This is a genomic window from Parasulfitobacter algicola (assembly GCF_013315265.1).
GTDB lineage: Bacteria > Pseudomonadota > Alphaproteobacteria > Rhodobacterales > Rhodobacteraceae > Parasulfitobacter > Parasulfitobacter algicola.
Genome location: NZ_JABUFE010000002.1, coordinates 398,943 through 419,757, shown reverse-complemented (window position 1 = coordinate 419,757; position 20,815 = coordinate 398,943). Strand labels below are relative to the sequence as shown.

Sequence of the window (20,815 nt, the reverse complement as noted above, 5' to 3'; positions counted from 1 at the left end):
TCAAGTGATCAATTTGGATAATTTTTAGAATATATTATGTAAAATGACTTATAGTGGGGTCAAAATGATTTAATTAACATCAAATGGGTGTGCAATTTGGATACGATAGATGAACAATTGATTGCGGCACTTAGACAAAATGGCCGGGCGAGTATTTCTGAGCTTTCTGAGATATTGAAAGTGACCCGATCAACGGTGCGTGCAAGAATGGATCGTCTGGTCACTAATGGGACGATTGCGGGTTTTACAATCACGACTACGAATGCACCCGATGTGCAGCTGGTGCGTGGCATGCTAACGATTAAGCTAGAGGGGCGGGCACTTGAAAAAGTTGTTGCACGTCTGCGGGGCATCCCCGAGATCAAGGCGATTTACACAACGCATGGCCAATGGGATATCGTTGTTGAGTTTGGTGCAAAACAGCTTGAAGATCTGGATGACATGATACAATCCATCCGGGGTCTTGATGGCGTAACAGACAGCGAAACATCGGTTTTTCTAAGGGAACGGCAGCGTTTAAGCTGATGTTCAACCAATGCAAAACCGCTGCGTCTGGAGTTAGTCGATAATGATACAGGGCCTGAACTTCAGGTCAGATGCGGTGATCCCATTTTGTTCGATAGCGGTTTTCAGGGGATCAGAAAAAAATATTCGTCGTGTCAAATTCTCATCAACCCACAAATCGACACCCTCGGTAGCTGATTTTGAACAGCAAGTATGTCATCCTTGATATTTGGTTTCCAAATGCCACCAACAGGATATTCGACAACTCCCTTCGAGGCTTCTGGTACAAAAGCGGTTTTCTTTTCTACGATGTGCAGAATGTAGTAAGTGCCGGGACGACGGTCTTTCTGATTGTATTCGTAAAGTGGGATTTCAAAAAGAAGGGTTTCACCCAGATCGAAATTTTGCAGAAGATCGTGCAGTTTTTGCGAGATAACTATAACTGCATCTTGCACCTTGAAGATATCAGGCAGCGAGTTTTTGTATTTCTCTTTAAGATCATAGAGATCAAAATATAAGTATTCCGGAGCCTGATTCCGTTCTACCTTTATAAAATCTTGATATTCATCGGCATATGCCAGTATTTCCCTATCGCTATGATAGTTTATGTGGCGACTATTTTCAGTTTTCATTATAAAAGTCGTATTCCATATTTTAGCTTTTGTATTAGTCATGCAGCTGTCCCACTTCGTCCAGACGATCTATAAAATCATTAATATATTTTGCACATTCACCCGGATGCGATTGCAATGCGAAATGTGGTGCTTTGACTTGACGAATGCATGCGGCCCCCCAGTGATGTATAAACGGATTGGCTGCGGATTTTGGCACCAACCAATCTTGGCTGGCCTGCAAATATAGTCGCGGTATGGTGATTTTTGACAATAGATCAGTGTGATCCGACGTTAATACCTGGGCCAATCTGTTCGCTAAAGTGCTGCGTGGTATGTCTTTGATACTGTTATGAAATTCAGTCTGAAACTGTGATGACGCGTGACGACCCATGACCACCCTTAACATCAGCCGCGTTGCTGGTTTAAAGCCAAGCGGTACAATCTTTAAAAGTTGCGCGGTTATTGCGGGCAAGGGACGCGGGGGCTTGGCGAAACTTGCCACAAGGATCAGCGCCTTAAGGTGTTCGGGCGTGTTGGCGGCAATACGAATGGCCAGCGGGCCTGCGAAAGATTCGGCGATAAGTACGAATGGCTCTTGGGGCAACAGGGGCGTAAGCCAATCTTGCAGATCGGCATAGCGTGTCATGTGCGTTGGATAACGGATAATTTGGCAAGTTCCGGGAAAAATTGCGCTGAATTCGGTCAGAAACTGTCCGGTTCCATCCAGGCCCGGCAAAAGAACCAGTTTCATCAACTGCCACGATAGGTCGAATAGCCATAGGGCGACAGCAGCAGTGGCACATGGTAATGTACGTCTTCGCTTAAGCCAAAGCGGATCGGGATAATGTCCAGAAACGGTGGATCCTGTGTGATGCTGCCTTGCGCACGCAGATAATCACCCGCGTGAAACAACAGCTCATACGTGCCGGACAAGAACTGATCAGACGGTAAAATCGGGCTGTCGGTTCGGCCATCTGAATTTGTGGTCATCGTCGCTATGGCCTCGGTCGCGCCGATGGTGACGCGGAACAGACTGATTTTCAATCCTGCGGCGGGCTGGCCTTTTGCCGTATCCAAAACATGCGTCGTCAGATATCCGTTTGCCATCATGCTTCCCTTTCCAATTTTGATTAAGACTTGGGCGCTTTCGGTGGAAGTGCAAGCCGAAAGCAACGCTTGATCTTGCAAGTGCCGGTGTTTGGGCGTTTATTGCGAATGGTTTCTGGAAAGGCTTTGATGACGACACCCACCCGCTATCCACGCGACATGATTGGCTATGGCGCCAACCCACCTGATCCGAAATGGCCCGGTGGTGCTAAGATTGCTGTTCAAATTGTACTGAATTACGAGGAGGGCGGCGAGAATTGCGTTCTGCATGGCGATGCGGCGTCTGAGGCGTTTTTGTCTGAAATTGTCGGTGCTGCGGCTTGGGATGACCAGCGTCACTGGAATATGGAATCGATCTATGAATATGGCGCGCGGGCTGGGTTCTGGCGATTGTATCGCTTGCTGAAGGATTTGCCTGTAACGGTCTATGGTGTGGCCACCGCTCTTGCGCGATCACCTGAACAGGTTGCGGCAATGCAGGATGCAGACTGGGAAATTGCAAGTCACGGTTTGAAGTGGGTCGACTATAAAGACTTCAGTGAAGCCGATGAGCAAGCGCATATGCAGCAAGCCATACGTTTGCATACAGAAGTTACAGGCCAGCGCCCACGCGGTTGGTACACAGGTCGCTGTTCGATCAATACGGTTCGTCTTGCTGCAGAAGAGGGTGGTTTTGATTATATCGCCGACAGCTATGCCGACGATCTGCCGTATTGGATCCGCGTGGGTGATCGCGATCAACTGGTTGTGCCGTACACTTTGGACGCCAATGATATGCGCTTTGCCACGCCGCAAGGTTTTAATGCAGGGGAACAGTTTTATTCCTATTTGAAAGATAGTTTTGACGCGCTTTATGCCGAAGGGCAGGCGGGTTTGCCCAAGATGATGTCCCTTGGTTTGCATTGTCGTTTGGTTGGTCGTCCTGGGCGGGTTCAGGCATTACGACGATTTATTGAATATGCGCAAAGCCACAGTGACGTGTGGTTCGCGACCCGGCTTCAGATTGCACAGCATTGGTCAATGACGCATCCTGCATCAGATGTCGATCGTCCAAGTGAGATGGATCGTAAGACGTTTATTGATCGTTTTGGCGGGGTTTTTGAACACTCTTTGTGGATTGCAGAACGTGCTTTTCAGCTTGAACTGGGCCCGGCTCATGATACTGCAGCGGGGCTTCATAATGCGCTAGCCCGTATTTTTCGCAGCGCATCGCGACAGGAACAGATTGACGTTCTGAACGCTCATCCTGATCTGGCCGGAAAGCTGGCGCAAGCCAAGCGTCTTACAGCGGAAAGTATGGGTGAACAATCATCAGTCGGTTTGGATGCTTTGACGGATCAAGAACGTACGGACTTTATGGATTTGAACAAAACATACACCACAAAGCACGGATTTCCGTTTATTATTGCTGTGCGTGATCATGATAAGGCCAGCATATTGACCGACTTTCAGCAACGGATCCAGAATAACAGTGATGCTGAATTTGACGAAGCCTGTCGTCAGGTCGAACGGATTGCCCGTTTACGCCTGAATGACATGCTTCCCTAAGAAAGTGCAAAGATGCCAAGTATCGAAAATTTAAATCCTGACGTTCCGCTTTATGCGCGTACCGGTATCAATCTGGCCTCGGCTGGGTTGGGGGCAACCGCAGTTTCGGCGACGAATGAATTCTTTGCACCATTGGAACGAATGTTATGGGATTCTGCGCCAATTTTTATTCCGGATAAATTTGATGATCACGGCAAATGGATGGATGGTTGGGAAACCCAACGCCGCCGTGATGGCGGGCACGATCATGCGGTGATCAAGCTGGCCTGCGCGGGCCGGATCATCGGGTTCAACGTTGACACGTCACACTTCACTGGAAATTACGCACCTGCTTGCAAGATCGAGGCTGCAGCGCCAGCAAACGGTCAGATTGATGGGGATACTCAATGGGTTGAAATCCTGCGCCATCGCGCTTTAGGTGCAAACGGACAGCATTTTTTCAAGTGCGACAGCTTTGAAAGCTGGACCCATTTGCGCTTGCATATCTATCCTGATGGCGGCGTGGCGCGCTTGCGTGTTTATGGTGTGCCTGAGCTGGCTGACGCGGATCGCAAAGGTCAGATTGATCTTGCGGCGTCGTTGAACGGGGGGCGTATCCTGGCATTTTCCGATGCGCATTATGGGGATTATACGCGGCTTTTGGCCCCTGGGCGTGGCGTTAACATGGGGGATGGCTGGGAAACCCGGCGCAGGCGCGAACCGGGGTATGACTGGATGGTCATTGCCTTGGGCGCGCGCGGGCAAATTGAACAGGCCGTAATTGATACGGCGCATTTCAAAGGCAATTTCCCCCACGAAGCATCACTGCAGGCTGCTGATTTATTAAATTTTGGCGATGGGCTGACAGATGCATTGGTAACGGACTCGATGTTCTGGAATGATCTTTTGCCGCGCCAAAAACTGTCTGCTGATAGTGAGCATGCGTATCGGGATCAGCTTGTTGATATTGGACCAGTGACGCATGTCAGGTTTAACATTTTTCCTGATGGCGGGGTTAGCCGTTTGCGGTTGATGGGGGTGCCTGCGTGATCGAAATTTCGCCTAAGCCTTTGACAAGTGATGTATTTTCACCCTACGGTGATGTTTTGCAGGCGACAGGTGAGCCTGACAAAATTATCAATCAGGGGCTATGCGGCCGATTTCATGATTGTGCATCATTGGATTTCAGTGATGGGCTAGCAGGTATTAGCATATTCAACGCAACACCACGTCACTTACCGCTGGTTGTCGAAATGCTTGAGCGACATCCGATGGGATCGCAGGCGTTTATTCCAATGACGGAACATCCATTTCTGGTTGTCGTTGCATTGGATGATGGTGGAAAACCAGTTCAGGTTGAGGCTTTCTTGACTGTGCCAGGACAGGCTGTAAATTATCACAAGGGTACATGGCACGGTGTTTTGACACCTTTGCATGCGCCTGGACTGTTTGCAGTCGTTGATCGTATCGGGTCAGGCGCTAATCTTGATGAATATTGGCTGACTGAACCGGTGACAGTGCTGTTGGATTGACGCATACAATCTTTTGATTTCTCGATGACTGAATGTATTGAAAACAAAATTAAATAGACTTGAATTCCAATAAATCCAATTTGTTGCCAAATGGGTCCTGAAAGACAACGACCTTACCATAAGCTTCATCACGCGGGGTTTCCAGAAATGTGACGCCCGCGTGGGTCATTTGGTCGTAATCACGGTCGAAGTCATCGGTTTGCAGAAACAGAAACACACGTCCTCCGGCCTGATTGCCGATTGCTTGTTCCTGATCCGGACTTGCCGCCTTGGCCAGCAAAACGCGGGTTTCAGAGCTGCCGGGTGGTGCGACCAGAACCCATCGCTTTTCAGGCGTCAATTGAGTGTCTTCAATCAGATCAAAGCCTAATGTGCCCACATAAAAATCGAGGCCCCTATCATAATCCGGCACGACCAGCGAAATCATTGATATGCTTTGTTTCATGTAATTGCGATAACAGCGGGGATTGATCAAGACAATTGCTCTATTTCATCAGCGCGCAAAAACCAGATGTCCTTTACGAAATATCGAACAGGTTTGGTTGACCCGGACGATGGGCGGGGATAAACCGCTTGAGACTAAAGTAATTTGCGCGTCAGATTGGTGTGTTCACAAGGAATTCAAATCATGGATATGATCGCCACTCAGTATTTACCGATCATGATATTTTTGGGTCTGGCCATTGGGTTAGGCGCGATTTTGATCCTTGCTGCGGTTGTTGTTGCTGTACGCAACCCTGATCCGGAAAAAGTCAGCGCTTATGAGTGCGGTTTTAACGCATTTGATGACGCGAGAATGAAGTTTGATGTCCGGTTTTATTTGGTGTCGATTTTGTTCATTATCTTTGATCTTGAAATTGCATTTTTGTTCCCCTGGGCCGTTGCTTTCAAAGACATTGGATTGGTAGGTTTTTGGTCGATGATGGTTTTTCTTGGCGTGTTAACCATTGGTTTTGCTTACGAATGGAAAAAGGGCGCACTTGAGTGGGAATAGGCTGTCAGCTTATATTTAACACTGGCTGACGCGCCGCTATTTCATACTGTGATGTGTCCATCAGCATAAACGCTAATTGCCTTAATACTGATAGACGGCGGGAACTGATTGGCGGATGCGTGTATCGATCGTGCGGCGCGCCCATCCTGTCAGGTCCTGTAGGTTCTTCGCCTCTTGCTGCATTCGACGTCTGGTGTCGCGGACGTACTGTACACCAGCATCGCAGGTGATTTTGCCATTAAATGGGACATTCATGATGTAACGCCCCTGGAAATTTCCCTTATCATCTGTGATGCGCATCATTAGATCTTTCTGAAAGGTCGTTTTGTCGTACTGGATATGCATTCTGGTAACGAACACATCCCGTGCTGCGTTCGGGATTTCTTTCAACCAGCTTATACCTAACTCGCGAAGCTGTTCGTTGGATAAGGGATCGCCCGCACATGGATCACACCAAGCCATATCCCAGGCATATTCTGTCATAACGGTATTTGGTTGGGCGGCGTTGGCGAATGTCTGGCGATAGAAATCAGGGAAGACATCACGTACGAAGGTGGTTATTGTAATATTGCTGGCAACACGAGCGTTTTCATAATTTGTCGCCTCGACCCGACCGTCACGTGTCAGCGTCATGATCAACACGTCCTGTTTCTTGTCAGCATTGATCTTACCAAGCTGCAAAGGCAGCATGAAATTAGTCGAATTGAACGAGATTTGTAATGGTTGAAGTTCTTGTTTTTCGGCAGAGGTATGACGATTCAGGTTTACACGTGCGACAAAAATTTCATCCCCGCTTTGATATAATCCGTCAGTACCGCTTCAGTCCCATTGGGGATGTTATAGCCTTCTTGGGTCAGATAGAATAGGTTGTCAGACCGTCAGATTGTTTGGCTTACAACATGACTATGTCATAAATGCCAACCTGATATTCAGCCTCAATCGTGACGCCAAGTGCATTCGCGCCGCGTTGGCGTACATTTTCAGTTGGTGCATCTTCCACGGGTGATAACATGATGCCATAATCCACTGGTGCACAAGGGTCGCCATCGCGATATTCTACCAGACGAGGCGCGGAATACGCATCGAGTTGATTGACCGTTGTAGGCTGCACGGTATTGATCTGGTTGCGGCGTAGCACTTTTGGTGTTGGCACGACCATCACAAAATCCTGCACCGGGCCACGGTAATCGGATGACATGGTGATAACAGAGTTCTGCCCATCGCGGACAAAAACAACTTTTGAGGCTTCGTTATACAGCTCTCCGTCTGCGCGGGCGACATAGAATCCGCAGAATGCACTGGCTTGGCTTGTAAACAGGCTGATAAAAAGGGCTAAAAAAGCAAAACGCATTGAAATCTCCTTAATGAACTGATGTCAGAGTGACGGCGGATTGATTTTGGGTCAAGAAATTAGCGTGGTCGAAGCGCTGCTGAATGCTTGAGTGCCCGCGGTTGTGCGGATATCGAAAGAAAACATGGATATATCTGACATTTTTCATCATCGACTTTTGGGGACACAGCGCATTGCGGGGCATCTGTGTCTTGATGCTGTTCAAGTTGGCGATCAAGCACACGTCTATTTTGCAGCGGGTGTTCCAATGCAGCTTTTCCAGGGTGGCGATGTTGCCAGTGTCATGAATGGGCCGGTTATTGTTGGGCCGCCGGGCGTGCTTAGGGTGGGCGATGCACCCTTGCTGCCGCGCTATAGTGAGCTAGAGCATGACCTTTTTGCAGGTCTGAATGTGGGCCTGACTGTTAATAATGGGTTTGATGCCAAGATCATTGCGGATTGGGTGCGGTATCATGTTGAACACCACAATATGCAGGCTGTTTGCCTGATCAATCGCGTTGTACCAGATGAAGATATCGCTGCTTATTTCGATCAATTAAAATTACAGTTGCAGAACATTGGAGGGCTGCAAAGATTTCTGCTGCTAGAGGTAACCGCGCCTTTGGGGCACACTGATCTGCCAGCAGAGACGCATCCGTTCAACGCACCCGATGCCCCTGGGAAAGATCGTATGCAGGTGCCTGAGGGTGACGCTTTCAGATCGCCGCTTAAGGAAGGTTTGGTCTATGACATCGCAAAGTTGCGATTTCTGGCAGAGGCTGCTGCCGTCATGATTATTGAGCCTTATGATTATTTGCCATTGGGCGGTGCCGATGTGTTTCAGGCTGCCATGCAGGATGGGTTTGTCATGTTGCATGGCACACGCATTTTTCCGTGGCGGGTGCGTCAGAACGACGACTTACAATTTGCTGATCATATCTGCAAACGTTTCGATGATCAGAGCTTTTCACGTAAGTGGTGTGTCGCGCCAAAACAGGTTGGGCTGGAAAACAATTGGCGTTTTGTCAGAATTTCCAATGTAAAAGCAAAACGTGCTTTACCCTTTTACAGGTGTATGCAGTTACGGCATCCGGGTTCTGCAGTATCTGATATCGTTCCAAAGTCCAGTCTTGCTGAGGATGACGCGCTATTGGCGTCAGCCGCAAAGTTTCACCGCAAACCTATACGTCAACCCAAATCAGATGTGCAAATCGCAGAAGGTCCTGCCGCAGATGCAGGCTATACGGTGATTGTAACGACGATGAAAAATGAAGGGCCATTCATTTTGGAATGGCTGGCGTTTCATCGGGCGATAGGGGTCAAAGAGTTTCTGGTCTATACAAACGATTGCACCGATGGCACGGACGATCTGCTGAAACTTCTTGATGCAAAGGGTTTTGTACAGCATCGTGAAAATCCTTTTCGAACAATGGATCTGCGTCCCCAGCATGCTGCTTTACAGGCGGCGGAGAATGAAAAAGTCGTACAGGACGCAGGCTGGGTCGTGTGCATGGATGTCGATGAATTCATCAATATCCACGTGGGTGATGGCACGCTGAACGATCTTTATCAGGCTGTTGGTGATGCCAATATGATTTCAATGACCTGGCGTTTGTTTGGTAATGCTGATGTTGATAAGTTTGAGCCTAGTTTTGTTATAAAGCAATTTCAGCAATGTGCCCCGCAGGTCATCCGCAAACCGCACCAAGCGTGGGGGTTTAAAACGCTTTTTCGCAACAACGGTTTGTATAAGAAGCTGGGTGTGCACCGGCCAAAGGGTTTGAAACCTGATCTTTGGGATCAGATCAAATGGGTGAATGGATCTGGCAAACCGATGCCGGATAAAATGTTTCGAAACGGATGGCGGTCATCGATTTCGACTTATGGATATGACTTGGTCACCCTGAACCATTACGCCGTTCGATCTGCCGAAAGTTTTTTGGTAAAGCGGGATCGTGGGCGAGTTAACCATGTAGATCGTGATCAGGGTATGAACTATTGGTTCCGAATGAATAATAACGCAGAAACTGATAGAACCATTCTGCGCCTTTTGCCAAAAGTTCAGGTTGAATACGATGCTTTTCTGGCTGACCCTGATATTGCTGCGCTAAATAACATTTGCATCACACATCATCACGCTAAAATTTCTGAATTGAAGCTGCGGGATGATTACGCAAAGTTCTATAAGGAACTGACGTCCCCAAGATCACAAACATTATCCAGGTTGCATCACCACTTTGGATCGAATGTTTTTTTAGCAGGGCCGGCTGTTATTCCTGACGACATCATAAAACAAGAATTGCCAAAAGATTTCTTTTTTACTGTTCCACGCCAAGAATAGGCACCGTGACGGTGGTATGAGACCCTGTTTACCATTCGTTGATATCTCTTTTCGGGACCGGGGGCATGGCGTCTTCGGAAGATAAGTTTCCGTGAAATCGGGTGAAAATTGAGCATCGCGCGGCTGTCGCAAGCCTGCGTGTGCAATATCTGCGTGGCCTGAAAGGGGTTTCGATGAATAAAGCAATTACTGATGGGCTGGTTTTTATGCCAGCTGCTTTTGAATTTGGTCTGGATCAGTGGTCTAGCGGTGATGGAACACCAGGATCAGATACATACGACAACGCGCCGAATGCAGCCTTTGTGCCATCGGATCAGGATTTTGGCGGTTGTATTGAAATGCTCAAGACTGAGTTTGATGTACAAAAGCTGCGCTATATGGGACAAACACCTTTGCTGCCTGGCTGCTATCTGCGCATTACAGCCCGTATTAAAGCAATCGCTGGGAATTTACCCAGTATCCGTATTGCGGGATGGGCTGCAGGTACAAATGGGGCACATATTGATGGTTTAGTGGAAGTTGGGCCATCGGTGACATTGCAAAGTTACGGCAACATTGTTGAAGTATCTGCCATTGTTGGAACCGGCACACGCAATGGCGTTGATATGGCTTGGGGGTCCGATGCAATCTATGGTCACTTTGGTCTGGATTTGACGGGTCCAGCCGGCGGTGTTGTTCGTATTGATGATTTGATTATCGAAGACATTTCATCTGCGTTTTTGCGTGACATGTTCGATGTCGTTGATATTCGCGATTACGGTGCGATTGGTGATGGTTTAACAGATGCGGCACTTGCCTTGGAAGCGGCTGATGCAGCGGCGAATGGTCGTGTTGTATTAGTGCCTGCCGGGACATATTTCCTTGATCGCAATGTGACAATTGACTCGCGCATCCGCTTTGAGGGGCGCGTTGTCATGCCGACCAATCGTCGCCTGTCGTTGCGTAAAAATTTCGATCTTCCAACCTATATCGAAGCGTTCAAGGATGAGCAGATTGCGTTGGAAAAAGCGCTTCAGGCCTTGATGAACAGTGTGGATCACGAAAGCTTGGATATGGGCGGTCGGCGTGTACAGATCGACCGGCCCGTTGATGTGCAGGCGGCTGTTGAGAATCGTGACGCATATGAAATTCGCAGAGTTCTACGCAACGGTCAGATTGAAGCATCTGCTAGCTCTAACTGGGATACGATAGTTGTAAGTTCGAGTGCAAGTTATGCGATCCAAAACCCGACAACGCTGTCAAATGTCGCAAACGTTGCAAATATTGAAGTTGGTTCGTTGATAGAGGGCAATGGCGTTGGCCGTGAGGTATATGTTTCTGATCGCAATATCAGTGCAGGGACACTTACGCTGTCAAAGCCGCTATATGGTGCGTCGAGTTCGCAAACATATAGTTTCAAACGATTCAAATACCTGATTGATTTTATTGGCTTCGAAAGATCGTCTCGTTTTGTTTTAGATAGTCTTGAACTGCAATGTAGCGGTCGGTGCAGCGGCGTAATGTTGGCCAAGGGTGGTAGCATATTTGAAATTATCAATTGCACCATCAACAAGCCAATGGATCGCGGTATAACATCAACCGGAACAGCCTGTCAGGGTATGATTATCGACGGGTGTCAGTTTCTTTCGAATGAAACATCTGTGCGCGTTCAGGACCGAACGACCATTGGACTTAATGCTAATGCAAATGATGTGAAAATTCGCAATAGCCGTGTTATGAAATTCAAACATTTTGCCGTGCTTGGCGGCACTGGAAACCTGATTGTAGGCAATCACTGGTTTCAGGGAGATGATGAACCCAATGGCTTAGGTATTGGCGGTATGATCTTTACCACGCCGAACGTGAAAACTGCGATTACTGGTAATTATATCGATAATAACTTTATCGAATGGACGAATGAACACGATGCTACCCCTGAATATGCTGCACAGTTTTCTTTTGGTGGCATGACTGTAACTGGCAATATCTTCACATGTAACGATGTCACCAAAGACTTTAACTTCTTTGTGGTTAAGCCCTATGGCGCAGGTCATTTCATTCATGGGTTGAACCTGTCTTGTAATGTTTTTAAATCGCTTAATGGAAATATAACGCGGGTCGAAAAGGTTGATGATAGCTTTGCTGAATTGAACTATTTGCGCATGCGTAATGTTGTGATCGAAGCGAACACATTTAACTCGGTTGATGAGCAAACGCAAAACCCTGTTTCGCTTAAGCATCAGCAGAATTCGGATCAACGATCATGGACTATTCCGTTTGCGCCATATTTGCCTTTTGGCGGACGTGCCAGATGGTGTGAAGGTATTGTTGCAGACGGCCCGATCATCAGCGGAAGTAATAACCAAGTCTTTGCAACGCCATATGCGGATCTGAATCAAGGTTCAAACAATGACCAAATTCGGCTGACCTGGCCGCAGGCATGTCGGGGTAATGTTATGATTACCGCGCGCGTTGATAATCCACAGTGATCAAATAAGAGGGGGGCGCGGCAAGCGCCCCTTTTTTCAAATCATACCCTAAAAGGCAAAAGCTGTACCGATAGTTAAAGACATATCACCAAGCGCATTAAGCTTTTGTTCACTGCCAATTTTCAACGTGATTTTTGCATCAGGTGACCATGCAATGGATGGAGTAATGGTCGTTTCATCAAGAGAAGAATTTGACGTATCAAAACCGATATTCAGCGAAAGCATGTTTTGATCACCAGCCTTGATTACAATGATATCTGAGGATGATAGGTCGGTCGCCATATTCTTTTTAGTCGATAAGCTGACGAGACCCCCGATAACGAAGTCAGAATTTGCATTTGTCTTGATGTCAGCATCATAAAAACCCGTCATGTCTGCCGACGATTGGGCTGTAATGGACAAACAGCAGGTACAGGATATCAAAATGATTCTTCTCATAGGTGTTAATTCACCCGCCACTGCTTAAATTGTGGTTAAAGTTGTTTAAGCATCTGACATAAGTCAATTCAGTGGCGAGCGTTTTTCGCTATACTTCTAAATAACTTAACTGGGGGAATATCATGTATAAGAATGTTCTGGTTCCAATTGTGTTCGATGATGATCATGATGCATCTGACGCGATTGAAATTGCCAAAGCTATTTCAGCGGATGGAGCAAGTATAACCTTGTTGCATGTTATGGACGAAATTCCATCCTATGCATTGTCATATCTGTCGGATGAATATTTGACCAATGCCCGTCTTGCGATCGTCACTGAGATGGAAAAGATGGTCTCTGACGTCGAAAATGGCCATGCCGATGTGGTGAATGGGCATTCTGGACGTACAATTTTGGAATATGCCGACGAGAAGAAGAATGACTGCATAGTTATAACATCTCATACTCCTGGAATGCAGGATTATTTGCTGGGCAGCACTGCGTCAAAGGTGGTGCGCCATGCGAAATGTTCAGTTCATGTGGTCCGGTAAAATATTCAGCTGACCTCTAAGGTGATGAAATGCCCAAGATATCGAAGCAAAATGATGTTCAGACTGTTATCACAACCTTTGAAATGTCGCCTGGGACTTGTCAGGATTTGCTGGACGAACTGACCGAGGCCTATGATATGTTTATTTCAAAGCAGCCGGGGTTTATCGGGGCGGGTTTGCATGTGAATGATGCGCAGACCCGCATTGCAAATTATTCCCAATGGCAGCGGCGTGAGGATTTCCAGGCGATGCTAAGATCGGATGAAATGCGGGCGCGAAATCGCCGTATCTCGGCTTTGTGTTCAAGGTTCGAGCCAGTGCTTTATGACGTCGCTGGGGTCTTCGACTGACGGGTGTGGCAAAAACTGGCAGGTTATTCAGTTGGTTTCTTGTGAAAGCTGATTTGCGGGCCTATCTTTGCAAAATGTTCCGCTTAGGTTTTCTTACTTCATGCTTTCTATTCGCTGCGCCTGCTTTCGCGCATCCTCATATCTTTGTGGAAACCAAACTGGGGCTGATCTATGCAAAAGACGGTAGTCTGAATGCTATTCGCGTCAGTTGGACCTATGACGAGTTTTATTCGCTTTTGATTTTCGAAGACAGGCAATTGGATCCGGATTACAATGGCGAATTGACGAGCGAAGAGCTGGCGGTTTTGGATGGATTTGATCTGAACTGGGTCGACGGTTTTGAGGGAGATTTATATTTGGATGGCGCGAAACTTGGGTCACCAGTGCCAGATGGGATAAAAATAGAAGCCAATCGCATTGTGACATCGCATATTCGCCCAATTATTGGATCTTTTGATAACACGAAACCCGCTGTTATAAGCGCCTATGACCCCACGTATTATACTGCTTACGAAATTAACGCTGATATTGTGATTGAAGGCACGCAGGATTGTAGTGTCCAACTTGAAAAAGCCGATATTGCAGCCGCCACTGATCTTTTAGAGGAAATGTTGTTTGCGATGCCCGCATCTGATGCAGAAGAGTATTTTCCCGAAGTGGGGCGCGCCTTTTCAGATCGTGTGATTATCAAATGCGCCTCTTCCTGAGTGTTGGTTTTGTCCTGGCTGCGGGGGCTCTTTTCCTTTTCTGGTCCAGTGGCGCTTTTGATCAAGTTGCTGTTTGGGCGGCAAGTCAGCAGCGTGATGTTCAAAACACAATGGCAGGTGTCTTGCGACAACTGCGGGCAGGCGAACCGGGCGCATTAGCTGGGTTGATGGCTTTGTGTTTCGCTTATGGCTTTTTTCATGCAGTTGGACCCGGGCACGGAAAAATTGCAATCGGCGGTTATGGGGCTGCGCGCAAGGTTAGTGCGATCCGATTGTCTGTTTTGGCCGTACTGTCCAGCCTTGCACAAGCGGCCACTGCAGTGTTGTTGGTTTATACTGGCGTTCTGCTACTTGGGTGGGGCAGGGCACAGATGGAAAACATCGCCGAAACTATTATGGCCCCGGTCAGTTATGCTGCAATTGGTGCCATCGGACTTTGGCTGCTTTGGCGGGGCCTACGCGGACTTTTGCAAAAACCCGCAAGCTCAGAGGTTTGCGGCACATGCGGGCATGCCCATGGACCGTCGGTTGATCAGGCAGAGCAGGTACGTTCGGTTCGGGATGCCATTCTTTTAATCGGGGCAATTGCGTTGCGCCCCTGTACTGGCGCATTGTTTCTTTTGATTTTGACATGGCGCATGGGGATAGAATTTGCAGGAATTGCAGGAACATTTGCGATGGGGCTTGGAACGGCAAGCGTGACTGTTGCTGTTGCTGTCGCCTCGGTCACACTGCGCAATGGCACGCTTTTTTCGATTGGCCAGACATCCATGGTCAGACGCGCTGTTCCCGTGATTGAGCTTATTGTTGGCAGCACTGTGGCTGTGTTGTCTTTGATTATGTTTTTGCGCGCTGTCGGATAAATCCGGGTTGCCGCACACAGCGCATTCGGTCAAATGGCAGATATGGCGATTGCAAAGACATATCCTGAACACGCACGTGCAATCCTGATTTTAGGGCTGCCGCTGATCGGCAGCAATCTGGCGCAATTTGCGATTCATATGACGGACAGCATTATGCTGGGCTGGTACGCGGTTGAGGCTTTGGCGGCGGTCACACTAGCGGGCGCGCTGTTCTTTGTGCTGTTTATCGTGGGCAGTGGCTTTGCCTGGGCGGTGATGCCCATGGTGGCGCAAGCATCGGAAATGGAAGATGACGCGCAGATCCGGCGAACCACGCGCATGGCAATGTGGTTGTCGTTGATCTATGGCGCGGTGATGATTATGCCAATGTGGTTTTCAGGGCAGCTTTTTCTGCTTATCGGTCAGGACCCTGAAATTGCACAACTGGCTCAGGATTATCTGCGCATCGCTGGTTGGGGCATTTTGCCTGCCCTTCTAGTGATGGTTCTGAAAAGCTATCTGTCTGCACTAGAGCGCATCGGTTTCATGCTGATCGCTACGATCGGAGCGGCCTTTTTGAATGCGGGTTTGAATTACGCACTGATTTTCGGAAACTTCGGTGCACCTGAAATGGGGATACACGGGGCAGCGACGGCATCTGTTATATTACAAATTTTCTCATTCGGTGTGCTTGGGCTTTATGCAGCCTTTGTTATGCCGCAGCACGCGTTGTTTCAGCGAATATGGCGGCTTGATATGGATGCGTTCAGCGGTGTTTTTCGTTTGGGCTGGCCAATCGGGTTGACCAATCTGGCGGAAAGCGGGCTGTTTTCAGCCGCCTCTGTGATGATGGGGTGGATTGGTACGATTGAACTGGCGGCGCATGGGATTGCACTACAGTTTGCCGGTGCGATGTTCATGGTGCATTTGGGGCTTAGCCAGGCGGCGACTGTTCGTGCAGGGCGAGCAATGGGCCGAAAGGATCAAACCGGGCTAAAGATCGGCGCACAGGTCATCATCATGATGTCCATTTTATTTTCAGTATTCACCATTATTATTTTTCTTGGTGTGCCCGAACTTCTGATCAGTTTGTTTCTGGATGCCGACGACCCGGACCGTATCGCGATACTGGCGGTAGGGGTGGGTTTGTTGGCAGTGGCTGCTGTTTTCCAGCTGGCCGATGGGGTGCAGGTTCTGGCGCTTGGCTTGTTGCGCGGGGTACAGGATACACGGCAACCCATGGTGATGGCTGCGATCAGTTATTGGCTGGTTGGTGCGCCTTGCAGTTATGTATTGGCGTTTGTTATTGGGCTTGACGGCGCAGGTGTCTGGTTAGGCCTTGTCATCGGACTGGGCGTTGCGGCGGTATTGTTGATCATTCGCTTCTGGTCAAGACATATTTCAAAGGCCGTCGCAGTTTGAATGAACAGACTGCTTACGGGTTTTGAGATTTATCCTTCAACATACGGTCCGCTTTCTTGCGTACCAGAACACCGCGCAAATCATACATGGCCATCAAAAGCGCATCTGTGACATCTTCAAGCTGGTCAGCCGTAGCCTTGGATTGAACCCATTGTGCGGTCAGATTAAGGTGATCAACCGTACGCAGGATATCATCGACCTCACGATGTTTTAAAAGTGCATCTCGATGTGCAATCCAGTCACGGATAATCGCGATCTGATCCTGTGTCAGGTCCGTTTTACCATGTGGCTTAATTTCGCCGTTTCTGATGTTGATCACCGCGATCTGATCCAGCTCCATTCGGCGTTGTTTGTTTTCCGTATCCACTTTGAACACAGCGGCACCGTTTTCGCGGACGCGAAAGTAAAGTTGCGGAATAGTCTCGCTCATTAAATGACCTCTATTGCAGGGATGCGCAGAAATCCTGAATGCGTGTGCAGGCATCTGATAACGCATCATCCGATGTCGCATAGCTAACGCGAAAATTGGGGGACAAACCAAAGGCTGATCCAAAGACGACGGCCACACCTTTTTCTTCCAGCAGAGCGGTGGCAAAGGCTTCATCATCCTTTATGACATTGCCGCCCGGACTGGTTTTGCCCATACAGCCAGCGATTGAGGGATAGACGTAAAACGCCCCGTCTGGCATCGGGCATGTGACCCCATCGGCTTGGTTCAGCATATCGACAACCATGTCCCGGCGTCTTTTAAAGACCTCGTTGTTGGTGGCGATATAATCCTGCGGGCCGTTCAATGCTTCGACCGCGGCCCATTGGCTGACCGAACAGGGGTTCGATGTACTTTGCGACTGCACTTTGCGCATTGCTGCGATCAAGGGTTCAGGACCTGCGGCATAGCCGATCCGCCAACCTGTCATGGCATAGGCTTTGCTGACGCCATTGCAGGTCAGAGTGCGATCATAAAGCCCCGGTTCAATCTGTGCCGGGGTGCAAAACTCAAAGCCGCCATAAACCAGATGTTCGTACATATCATCGGTCATCACCCAAACCTGCGGGTGCCGCATCAGCACGTCGGTCAACGCCTTCAATTCACCCCAAGTATAGCCTGCACCCGTCGGGTTCGAAGGCGAGTTGAAAATGAACCACTTGGTCTTGGGTGTTATCGCCGCTTCAAGCTGATCGGCGGTGATTTTGAAACTGGTGTCCAGTGACGCTTCGACAATTACAGGTTCACCGCCAGCCAGCAAAACCATATCGGGATAGCTGACCCAATAGGGGGCTGGGATAATTACCTCATCCCTTGGATTAAGGGTCGCCATCAGCGCGTTATATAAAATCTGTTTACCACCTGTCGCAACACTGACCTGCGATGGGGCATAATCCAGATTATTGTCACGCTTGAATTTGGCGCAAATTGCGTCTTTCAATTCCGGAATACCATCAGGGGCGGTATATTTCGTTTTCCCTGCAGCAATGGCCGCAATACCTGCGTCTTTGATGTTTTGCGGTGTGTCAAAATCAGGTTCGCCCGCGCCAAGCCCGATTATGTCATGCCCTGCTGCCTTTAATTCGCGCGCTTTGGTGCTTACCGCGATGGTCGGCGATGGTTTAACGCGGTCCAATGTCGCAGATAGGAAGGGCATGGTCGTCTCCGGTTTGTAAGTCAGATGTGCTTGTCTTAGGGTGCAAGCCGCAAGCGATCAAGCAAGATGACCCGGAAAGGATTCCATGTCCCATACTGCAGACGATTGGTTTAGCCCTGAAACATCAACCTTTGGCGACCGCGTTGCCGGTGCGCGTGAAAGCGCAGGCATGACGCAGGCGCAGCTGTCAAAACGGCTTGGCGTCAAGTTGACGACCTTGCGCGGATGGGAAGAAGACCTGTCAGAACCCCGCGCCAATAAGTTACAAATGCTGTCAGGCGTGTTGAATGTTTCACTGATGTGGCTTTTGAACGGTGAAGGTGACGGTGTCGATGCGCCCGTCGATGAAGTAGCGTTGCCTGATGATCTGAATGCATTACTGATTGAGATCAGACAACTGAAAACACAAATCGCAAATTCTGCTGATCGTCTGGGTCTGATTGAAAAACGATTACGAATGTCCTTTAGGGCCAATCAATGACAGAAGATCCCGAACATCGTCTAAAACGCCTTAAAATGCGCAGCATGCGGCGTGGTATAAAAGAGATGGATATCATCCTGAGCAGTTATGCCGATACGCGATTGCCGCATCTGACAGTTGACCAACTTGATCTTTACGATGCCCTTTTATCGGAAAATGATCACGATCTTTATCAATGGGTCACAGGTCAGCAGCAAGCGCCCGAACCTTATCCTGACCTGATCACGGATATCTCGGCGCATATGGAAAATGGCCGGGTGATGCAAAGTCGATAAAAATCTCTGCATTTTAACCGGATAGTAGCGACTTGGCCTTTATTGCTGATTCCGACAAAAAGGCGGAGAGCAATAATGAGCATGCATTCGATTATCGAAGCAGGTCCAAAACAAAGTTTTATCACCAGCTATCTGGACGCATTGGCGTTGGTCGAACGTTTGCACAGATTGTTGCTGGACGTGATAAAAGATGAATTTGAACGTTTGGGTATTCTGGAGATTAATGCAGTACAGGCACTACTTTTATTCAACATTGGCGATAATGAAGTTACTGCGGGCGAATTGAAAACCCGTGGATATTACCAGGGCTCAAACGTCAGTTATAACCTGAAAAAACTGGTTGAAATGGGCTATATGCACCATCAAAGATCCGAGATTGATCGCCGGTCCGTAAGGGTGCGCCTGACAGACAAAGGGCGTGAGATTCATAAAGTGGTCAGCGAGCTTTTTGAACGCCATGCGGATGGATTGATTGGCAAAAACGTCATTGACGTCGAAGGTATCGACGATATCAGCGCGTCCTTGCGCCGTATTGAACGATATTGGACTGATCAGATCCGCTATATCTATTGATCAGGCTGACAGGCGGCGCAACTTTTCACGGGTGGCGTCTGTTATTCTGAAATGACCATTGATCCGATGATCAAACAGCATGTCATTGGTACGGGTCCCAAAACCAATATTATGTGTGATCAATGGCCGTTCGCCATCGCGGGTCATTCTGTCGCTGACAATTCCGATATGCGGTACATTGCTGCCTGACAGGCGCCAGCTGACGATGTCGGCCGGCGTATATGCGGTGGGATTTGATGTGATTGGTAAAGCCGCACCAAACCGTGTCAGTAGTGTTTCAAGGTTTGGTACCCGTCTGTGATCGATATTTCGGTCCGGACGTGTCAGTCCCCAATTCGCAGGATATGATGCGAAATTTGCATGCATGTCCCGATTGATTGCCAATTGCAGATCAATATCCCAAGCATCACGCATGGCACGGATGATTACATCGGTGCAGACACCGCGCAATCGTGAAATATCACCGCCGGGAAAATCCAGCGCACGATAAGAGCCATCGTAAATCAACGTAACACCAACCTGATCCTGCGCGGCGGCGACTAATTGTGTCGCTGCCGCATCAGGTGTCGCCCAAAGCGGTGTTGCCACCAGTGCGGACAGACCGAACAAAACAGAACGTCGATGCATCTTACCAGTGCCCTGTATTTTCCATGCTGGCCCACGGCTCAGCCGATGCCAGTGCATCACCTTCTTGTAAAAGCTCGATCGAGATATTGTCGGGCGATCTTACAAACGCCATATGTCCATCACGCGGTGGGCGGTTGATCGTGACCCCATTATCCATAAGCTTTTGGCACATCTCATAAATATTGCCGACGCGATACGCCAGATGCCCAAAATGGCGGCTGTCATCCGGCAGTGCGTCGTCGCCATCCCAATTATAAGTCAGCTCAACCGGGCATTCTTCCTGACCGGGGGGGGCCATGAACACCAACGTGAACCGCCCGCCGTCATTATCCATCCGCCGCGTTTCTTTCAGCCCCAGCAATTCATAAAACGCCATCGACTTTTCAAGATCCTTCACGCGGACCATGGTGTGCAAATACTTCAATGTCATGGAAAACCCCCTGCTTGTTTGTTCTAATTTAGCATCGAAATCGCAAACTGCGACCCCATGGGCTAATAATTCCATCGCCA

General features: G+C 48.7%; 26 protein-coding genes. 15 read left to right on the top strand and 11 right to left on the bottom strand.

The window, feature by feature from the left end; genetic code table 11:
- The first annotated feature begins 96 nt into the window (after positions 1-96).
- Entirely contained in the window at positions 97-525 is a 429-nt protein-coding gene (locus HRQ87_RS05915; RefSeq protein ID WP_174136227.1) for an Lrp/AsnC family transcriptional regulator, read from the top strand.
- Positions 526-659: 134 nt separating this feature from the next.
- Here the strand turns inward: HRQ87_RS05915 and HRQ87_RS05910 are convergent, their stop codons facing one another.
- Genes HRQ87_RS05910 through uraH form a run of 3 tightly spaced genes read right to left on the bottom strand, consistent with a single transcriptional unit; the run spans position 660 to position 2,225 of the window.
- The gene (locus HRQ87_RS05910) at positions 660-1,178 is read right to left on the bottom strand and encodes a hypothetical protein (RefSeq protein WP_174136225.1); all 519 of its coding nucleotides are present in this window, start codon (positions 1,176-1,178) and stop codon (positions 660-662) included.
- Entirely contained in the window at positions 1,171-1,869 is a 699-nt protein-coding gene (locus tag HRQ87_RS05905; protein ID WP_174136223.1) for an alpha/beta fold hydrolase, read from the bottom strand. Before HRQ87_RS05905 ends, HRQ87_RS05910 begins: the two co-directional genes overlap by 8 nt.
- Positions 1,869-2,225: a hydroxyisourate hydrolase gene (gene uraH, locus HRQ87_RS05900; protein WP_174136215.1), complete on the bottom strand. Its 357-nt coding sequence runs from the start codon at positions 2,223-2,225 to the stop codon at positions 1,869-1,871. The genes HRQ87_RS05905 and uraH overlap by 1 nt, the downstream gene beginning before the upstream one ends.
- A 129-nt stretch (positions 2,226-2,354) precedes the next feature.
- Here uraH and puuE point away from each other — a divergent pair, with 129 nt between their 5' ends.
- The 3 genes from puuE to HRQ87_RS05885 are packed head-to-tail and all read left to right on the top strand — an operon-like array spanning position 2,355 to position 5,284.
- Complete coding sequence (gene puuE / locus HRQ87_RS05895) at positions 2,355-3,773, top strand: allantoinase PuuE (RefSeq protein WP_174136212.1); 1,419 nt, start codon at positions 2,355-2,357, stop codon at positions 3,771-3,773.
- Positions 3,774-3,785: 12 nt separating this feature from the next.
- Complete coding sequence (gene alc / locus HRQ87_RS05890; RefSeq protein ID WP_174136210.1) at positions 3,786-4,802, top strand: allantoicase; 1,017 nt, start codon at positions 3,786-3,788, stop codon at positions 4,800-4,802.
- On the top strand, positions 4,799-5,284 hold the full coding sequence (locus HRQ87_RS05885; RefSeq protein ID WP_174136208.1) for an ureidoglycolate lyase: 486 nt from the start codon (positions 4,799-4,801) through the stop codon (positions 5,282-5,284). The genes alc and HRQ87_RS05885 overlap by 4 nt, the downstream gene beginning before the upstream one ends.
- Before the next feature lie 49 nt (positions 5,285-5,333).
- Here HRQ87_RS05885 and HRQ87_RS05880 read toward each other — a convergent pair whose 3' ends face one another.
- Positions 5,334-5,729, bottom strand: coding sequence for a VOC family protein (locus HRQ87_RS05880; protein ID WP_174136206.1), 396 nt, complete (start codon positions 5,727-5,729; stop codon positions 5,334-5,336).
- A 183-nt stretch (positions 5,730-5,912) separates the two neighbouring features.
- Here HRQ87_RS05880 and HRQ87_RS05875 point away from each other — a divergent pair, with 183 nt between their 5' ends.
- Positions 5,913-6,278 (top strand): NADH-quinone oxidoreductase subunit A, encoded by a 366-nt coding sequence (locus HRQ87_RS05875; protein ID WP_174136204.1) that lies wholly within the window; start codon positions 5,913-5,915, stop codon positions 6,276-6,278.
- Positions 6,279-6,359: 81 nt separating this feature from the next.
- Here HRQ87_RS05875 and HRQ87_RS20455 read toward each other — a convergent pair whose 3' ends face one another.
- Both HRQ87_RS20455 and HRQ87_RS20450 read right to left on the bottom strand, forming a co-directional pair.
- On the bottom strand, positions 6,360-7,061 hold the full coding sequence (locus HRQ87_RS20455) for a DUF2330 domain-containing protein (RefSeq protein WP_174136327.1): 702 nt from the start codon (positions 7,059-7,061) through the stop codon (positions 6,360-6,362).
- 109 nt (positions 7,062-7,170) lie between these two features.
- A complete protein-coding gene (locus tag HRQ87_RS20450) occupies positions 7,171-7,629 on the bottom strand; it encodes a DUF2330 domain-containing protein (protein WP_174136202.1) in 459 nt (152 codons plus the stop codon).
- A 124-nt stretch (positions 7,630-7,753) separates the two neighbouring features.
- On the opposite strand from HRQ87_RS20450, the gene HRQ87_RS05855 reads away from it, so the two are divergent.
- Positions 7,754-9,949, top strand: a complete 2,196-nt coding sequence (locus HRQ87_RS05855; protein WP_174136200.1) for a glycosyltransferase family 2 protein — start codon at positions 7,754-7,756, stop codon at positions 9,947-9,949.
- 173 nt (positions 9,950-10,122) lie between these two features.
- A complete protein-coding gene (locus tag HRQ87_RS05850; protein WP_174136198.1) occupies positions 10,123-12,417 on the top strand; it encodes a glycosyl hydrolase family 28-related protein in 2,295 nt (764 codons plus the stop codon).
- A gap of 48 nt (positions 12,418-12,465) precedes the next feature.
- Here HRQ87_RS05850 and HRQ87_RS05845 read toward each other — a convergent pair whose 3' ends face one another.
- Positions 12,466-12,789 carry a hypothetical protein gene (locus HRQ87_RS05845; RefSeq protein ID WP_174136196.1) on the bottom strand — a complete coding sequence of 108 codons (324 nt, stop codon included), beginning with the start codon at positions 12,787-12,789 and terminating at the stop codon, positions 12,466-12,468.
- A gap of 188 nt (positions 12,790-12,977) precedes the next feature.
- On the opposite strand from HRQ87_RS05845, the gene HRQ87_RS05840 reads away from it, so the two are divergent.
- The 5 genes from HRQ87_RS05840 to HRQ87_RS05820 all read left to right on the top strand — a co-directional run bounded on the left by HRQ87_RS05840 (position 12,978) and on the right by HRQ87_RS05820 (position 16,706).
- Positions 12,978-13,385, top strand: coding sequence for a universal stress protein (locus tag HRQ87_RS05840; RefSeq protein WP_174136194.1), 408 nt, complete (start codon positions 12,978-12,980; stop codon positions 13,383-13,385).
- 29 nt (positions 13,386-13,414) lie between these two features.
- Entirely contained in the window at positions 13,415-13,735 is a 321-nt protein-coding gene (locus tag HRQ87_RS05835) for an antibiotic biosynthesis monooxygenase family protein (protein ID WP_174136192.1), read from the top strand.
- Positions 13,736-13,881: 146 nt separating this feature from the next.
- Positions 13,882-14,442 carry a DUF1007 family protein gene (locus HRQ87_RS05830; protein WP_343035149.1) on the top strand — a complete coding sequence of 187 codons (561 nt, stop codon included), beginning with the start codon at positions 13,882-13,884 and terminating at the stop codon, positions 14,440-14,442.
- Complete coding sequence (locus HRQ87_RS05825; RefSeq protein ID WP_174136188.1) at positions 14,427-15,305, top strand: nickel/cobalt transporter; 879 nt, start codon at positions 14,427-14,429, stop codon at positions 15,303-15,305. The genes HRQ87_RS05830 and HRQ87_RS05825 overlap by 16 nt, the downstream gene beginning before the upstream one ends.
- Positions 15,306-15,347: 42 nt before the next feature.
- Entirely contained in the window at positions 15,348-16,706 is a 1,359-nt protein-coding gene (locus HRQ87_RS05820; RefSeq protein WP_174136324.1) for an MATE family efflux transporter, read from the top strand.
- Between the two features lie 13 nt (positions 16,707-16,719).
- On the opposite strand, the gene HRQ87_RS05815 is transcribed toward HRQ87_RS05820, so the two are convergent.
- The gene (locus HRQ87_RS05815) at positions 16,720-17,136 is read right to left on the bottom strand and encodes a hypothetical protein (RefSeq protein ID WP_174136186.1); all 417 of its coding nucleotides are present in this window, start codon (positions 17,134-17,136) and stop codon (positions 16,720-16,722) included.
- 10 nt (positions 17,137-17,146) lie between these two features.
- Positions 17,147-18,349, bottom strand: coding sequence for a pyridoxal phosphate-dependent aminotransferase (locus tag HRQ87_RS05810; protein WP_174136184.1), 1,203 nt, complete (start codon positions 18,347-18,349; stop codon positions 17,147-17,149).
- A gap of 85 nt (positions 18,350-18,434) precedes the next feature.
- On the opposite strand from HRQ87_RS05810, the gene HRQ87_RS05805 reads away from it, so the two are divergent.
- From HRQ87_RS05805 to HRQ87_RS05795, 3 genes are all read left to right on the top strand, one after another.
- A complete protein-coding gene (locus HRQ87_RS05805) occupies positions 18,435-18,830 on the top strand; it encodes a helix-turn-helix domain-containing protein (RefSeq protein ID WP_174136182.1) in 396 nt (131 codons plus the stop codon).
- The gene (locus HRQ87_RS05800; RefSeq protein ID WP_174136180.1) at positions 18,827-19,105 is read left to right on the top strand and encodes a succinate dehydrogenase assembly factor 2; all 279 of its coding nucleotides are present in this window, start codon (positions 18,827-18,829) and stop codon (positions 19,103-19,105) included. Before HRQ87_RS05805 ends, HRQ87_RS05800 begins: the two co-directional genes overlap by 4 nt.
- A gap of 75 nt (positions 19,106-19,180) precedes the next feature.
- On the top strand, positions 19,181-19,678 hold the full coding sequence (locus HRQ87_RS05795) for a MarR family winged helix-turn-helix transcriptional regulator (RefSeq protein WP_174136178.1): 498 nt from the start codon (positions 19,181-19,183) through the stop codon (positions 19,676-19,678).
- Here HRQ87_RS05795 and HRQ87_RS05790 read toward each other — a convergent pair whose 3' ends face one another.
- Both HRQ87_RS05790 and HRQ87_RS05785 read right to left on the bottom strand, forming a co-directional pair.
- Positions 19,679-20,305, bottom strand: a complete 627-nt coding sequence (locus HRQ87_RS05790; protein ID WP_174136176.1) for a DUF1287 domain-containing protein — start codon at positions 20,303-20,305, stop codon at positions 19,679-19,681. It lies immediately after the preceding gene.
- Position 20,306: 1 nt separating this feature from the next.
- Positions 20,307-20,735, bottom strand: coding sequence for a VOC family protein (locus HRQ87_RS05785; RefSeq protein ID WP_174136174.1), 429 nt, complete (start codon positions 20,733-20,735; stop codon positions 20,307-20,309).
- Positions 20,736-20,815: the final 80 nt, after the last annotated feature.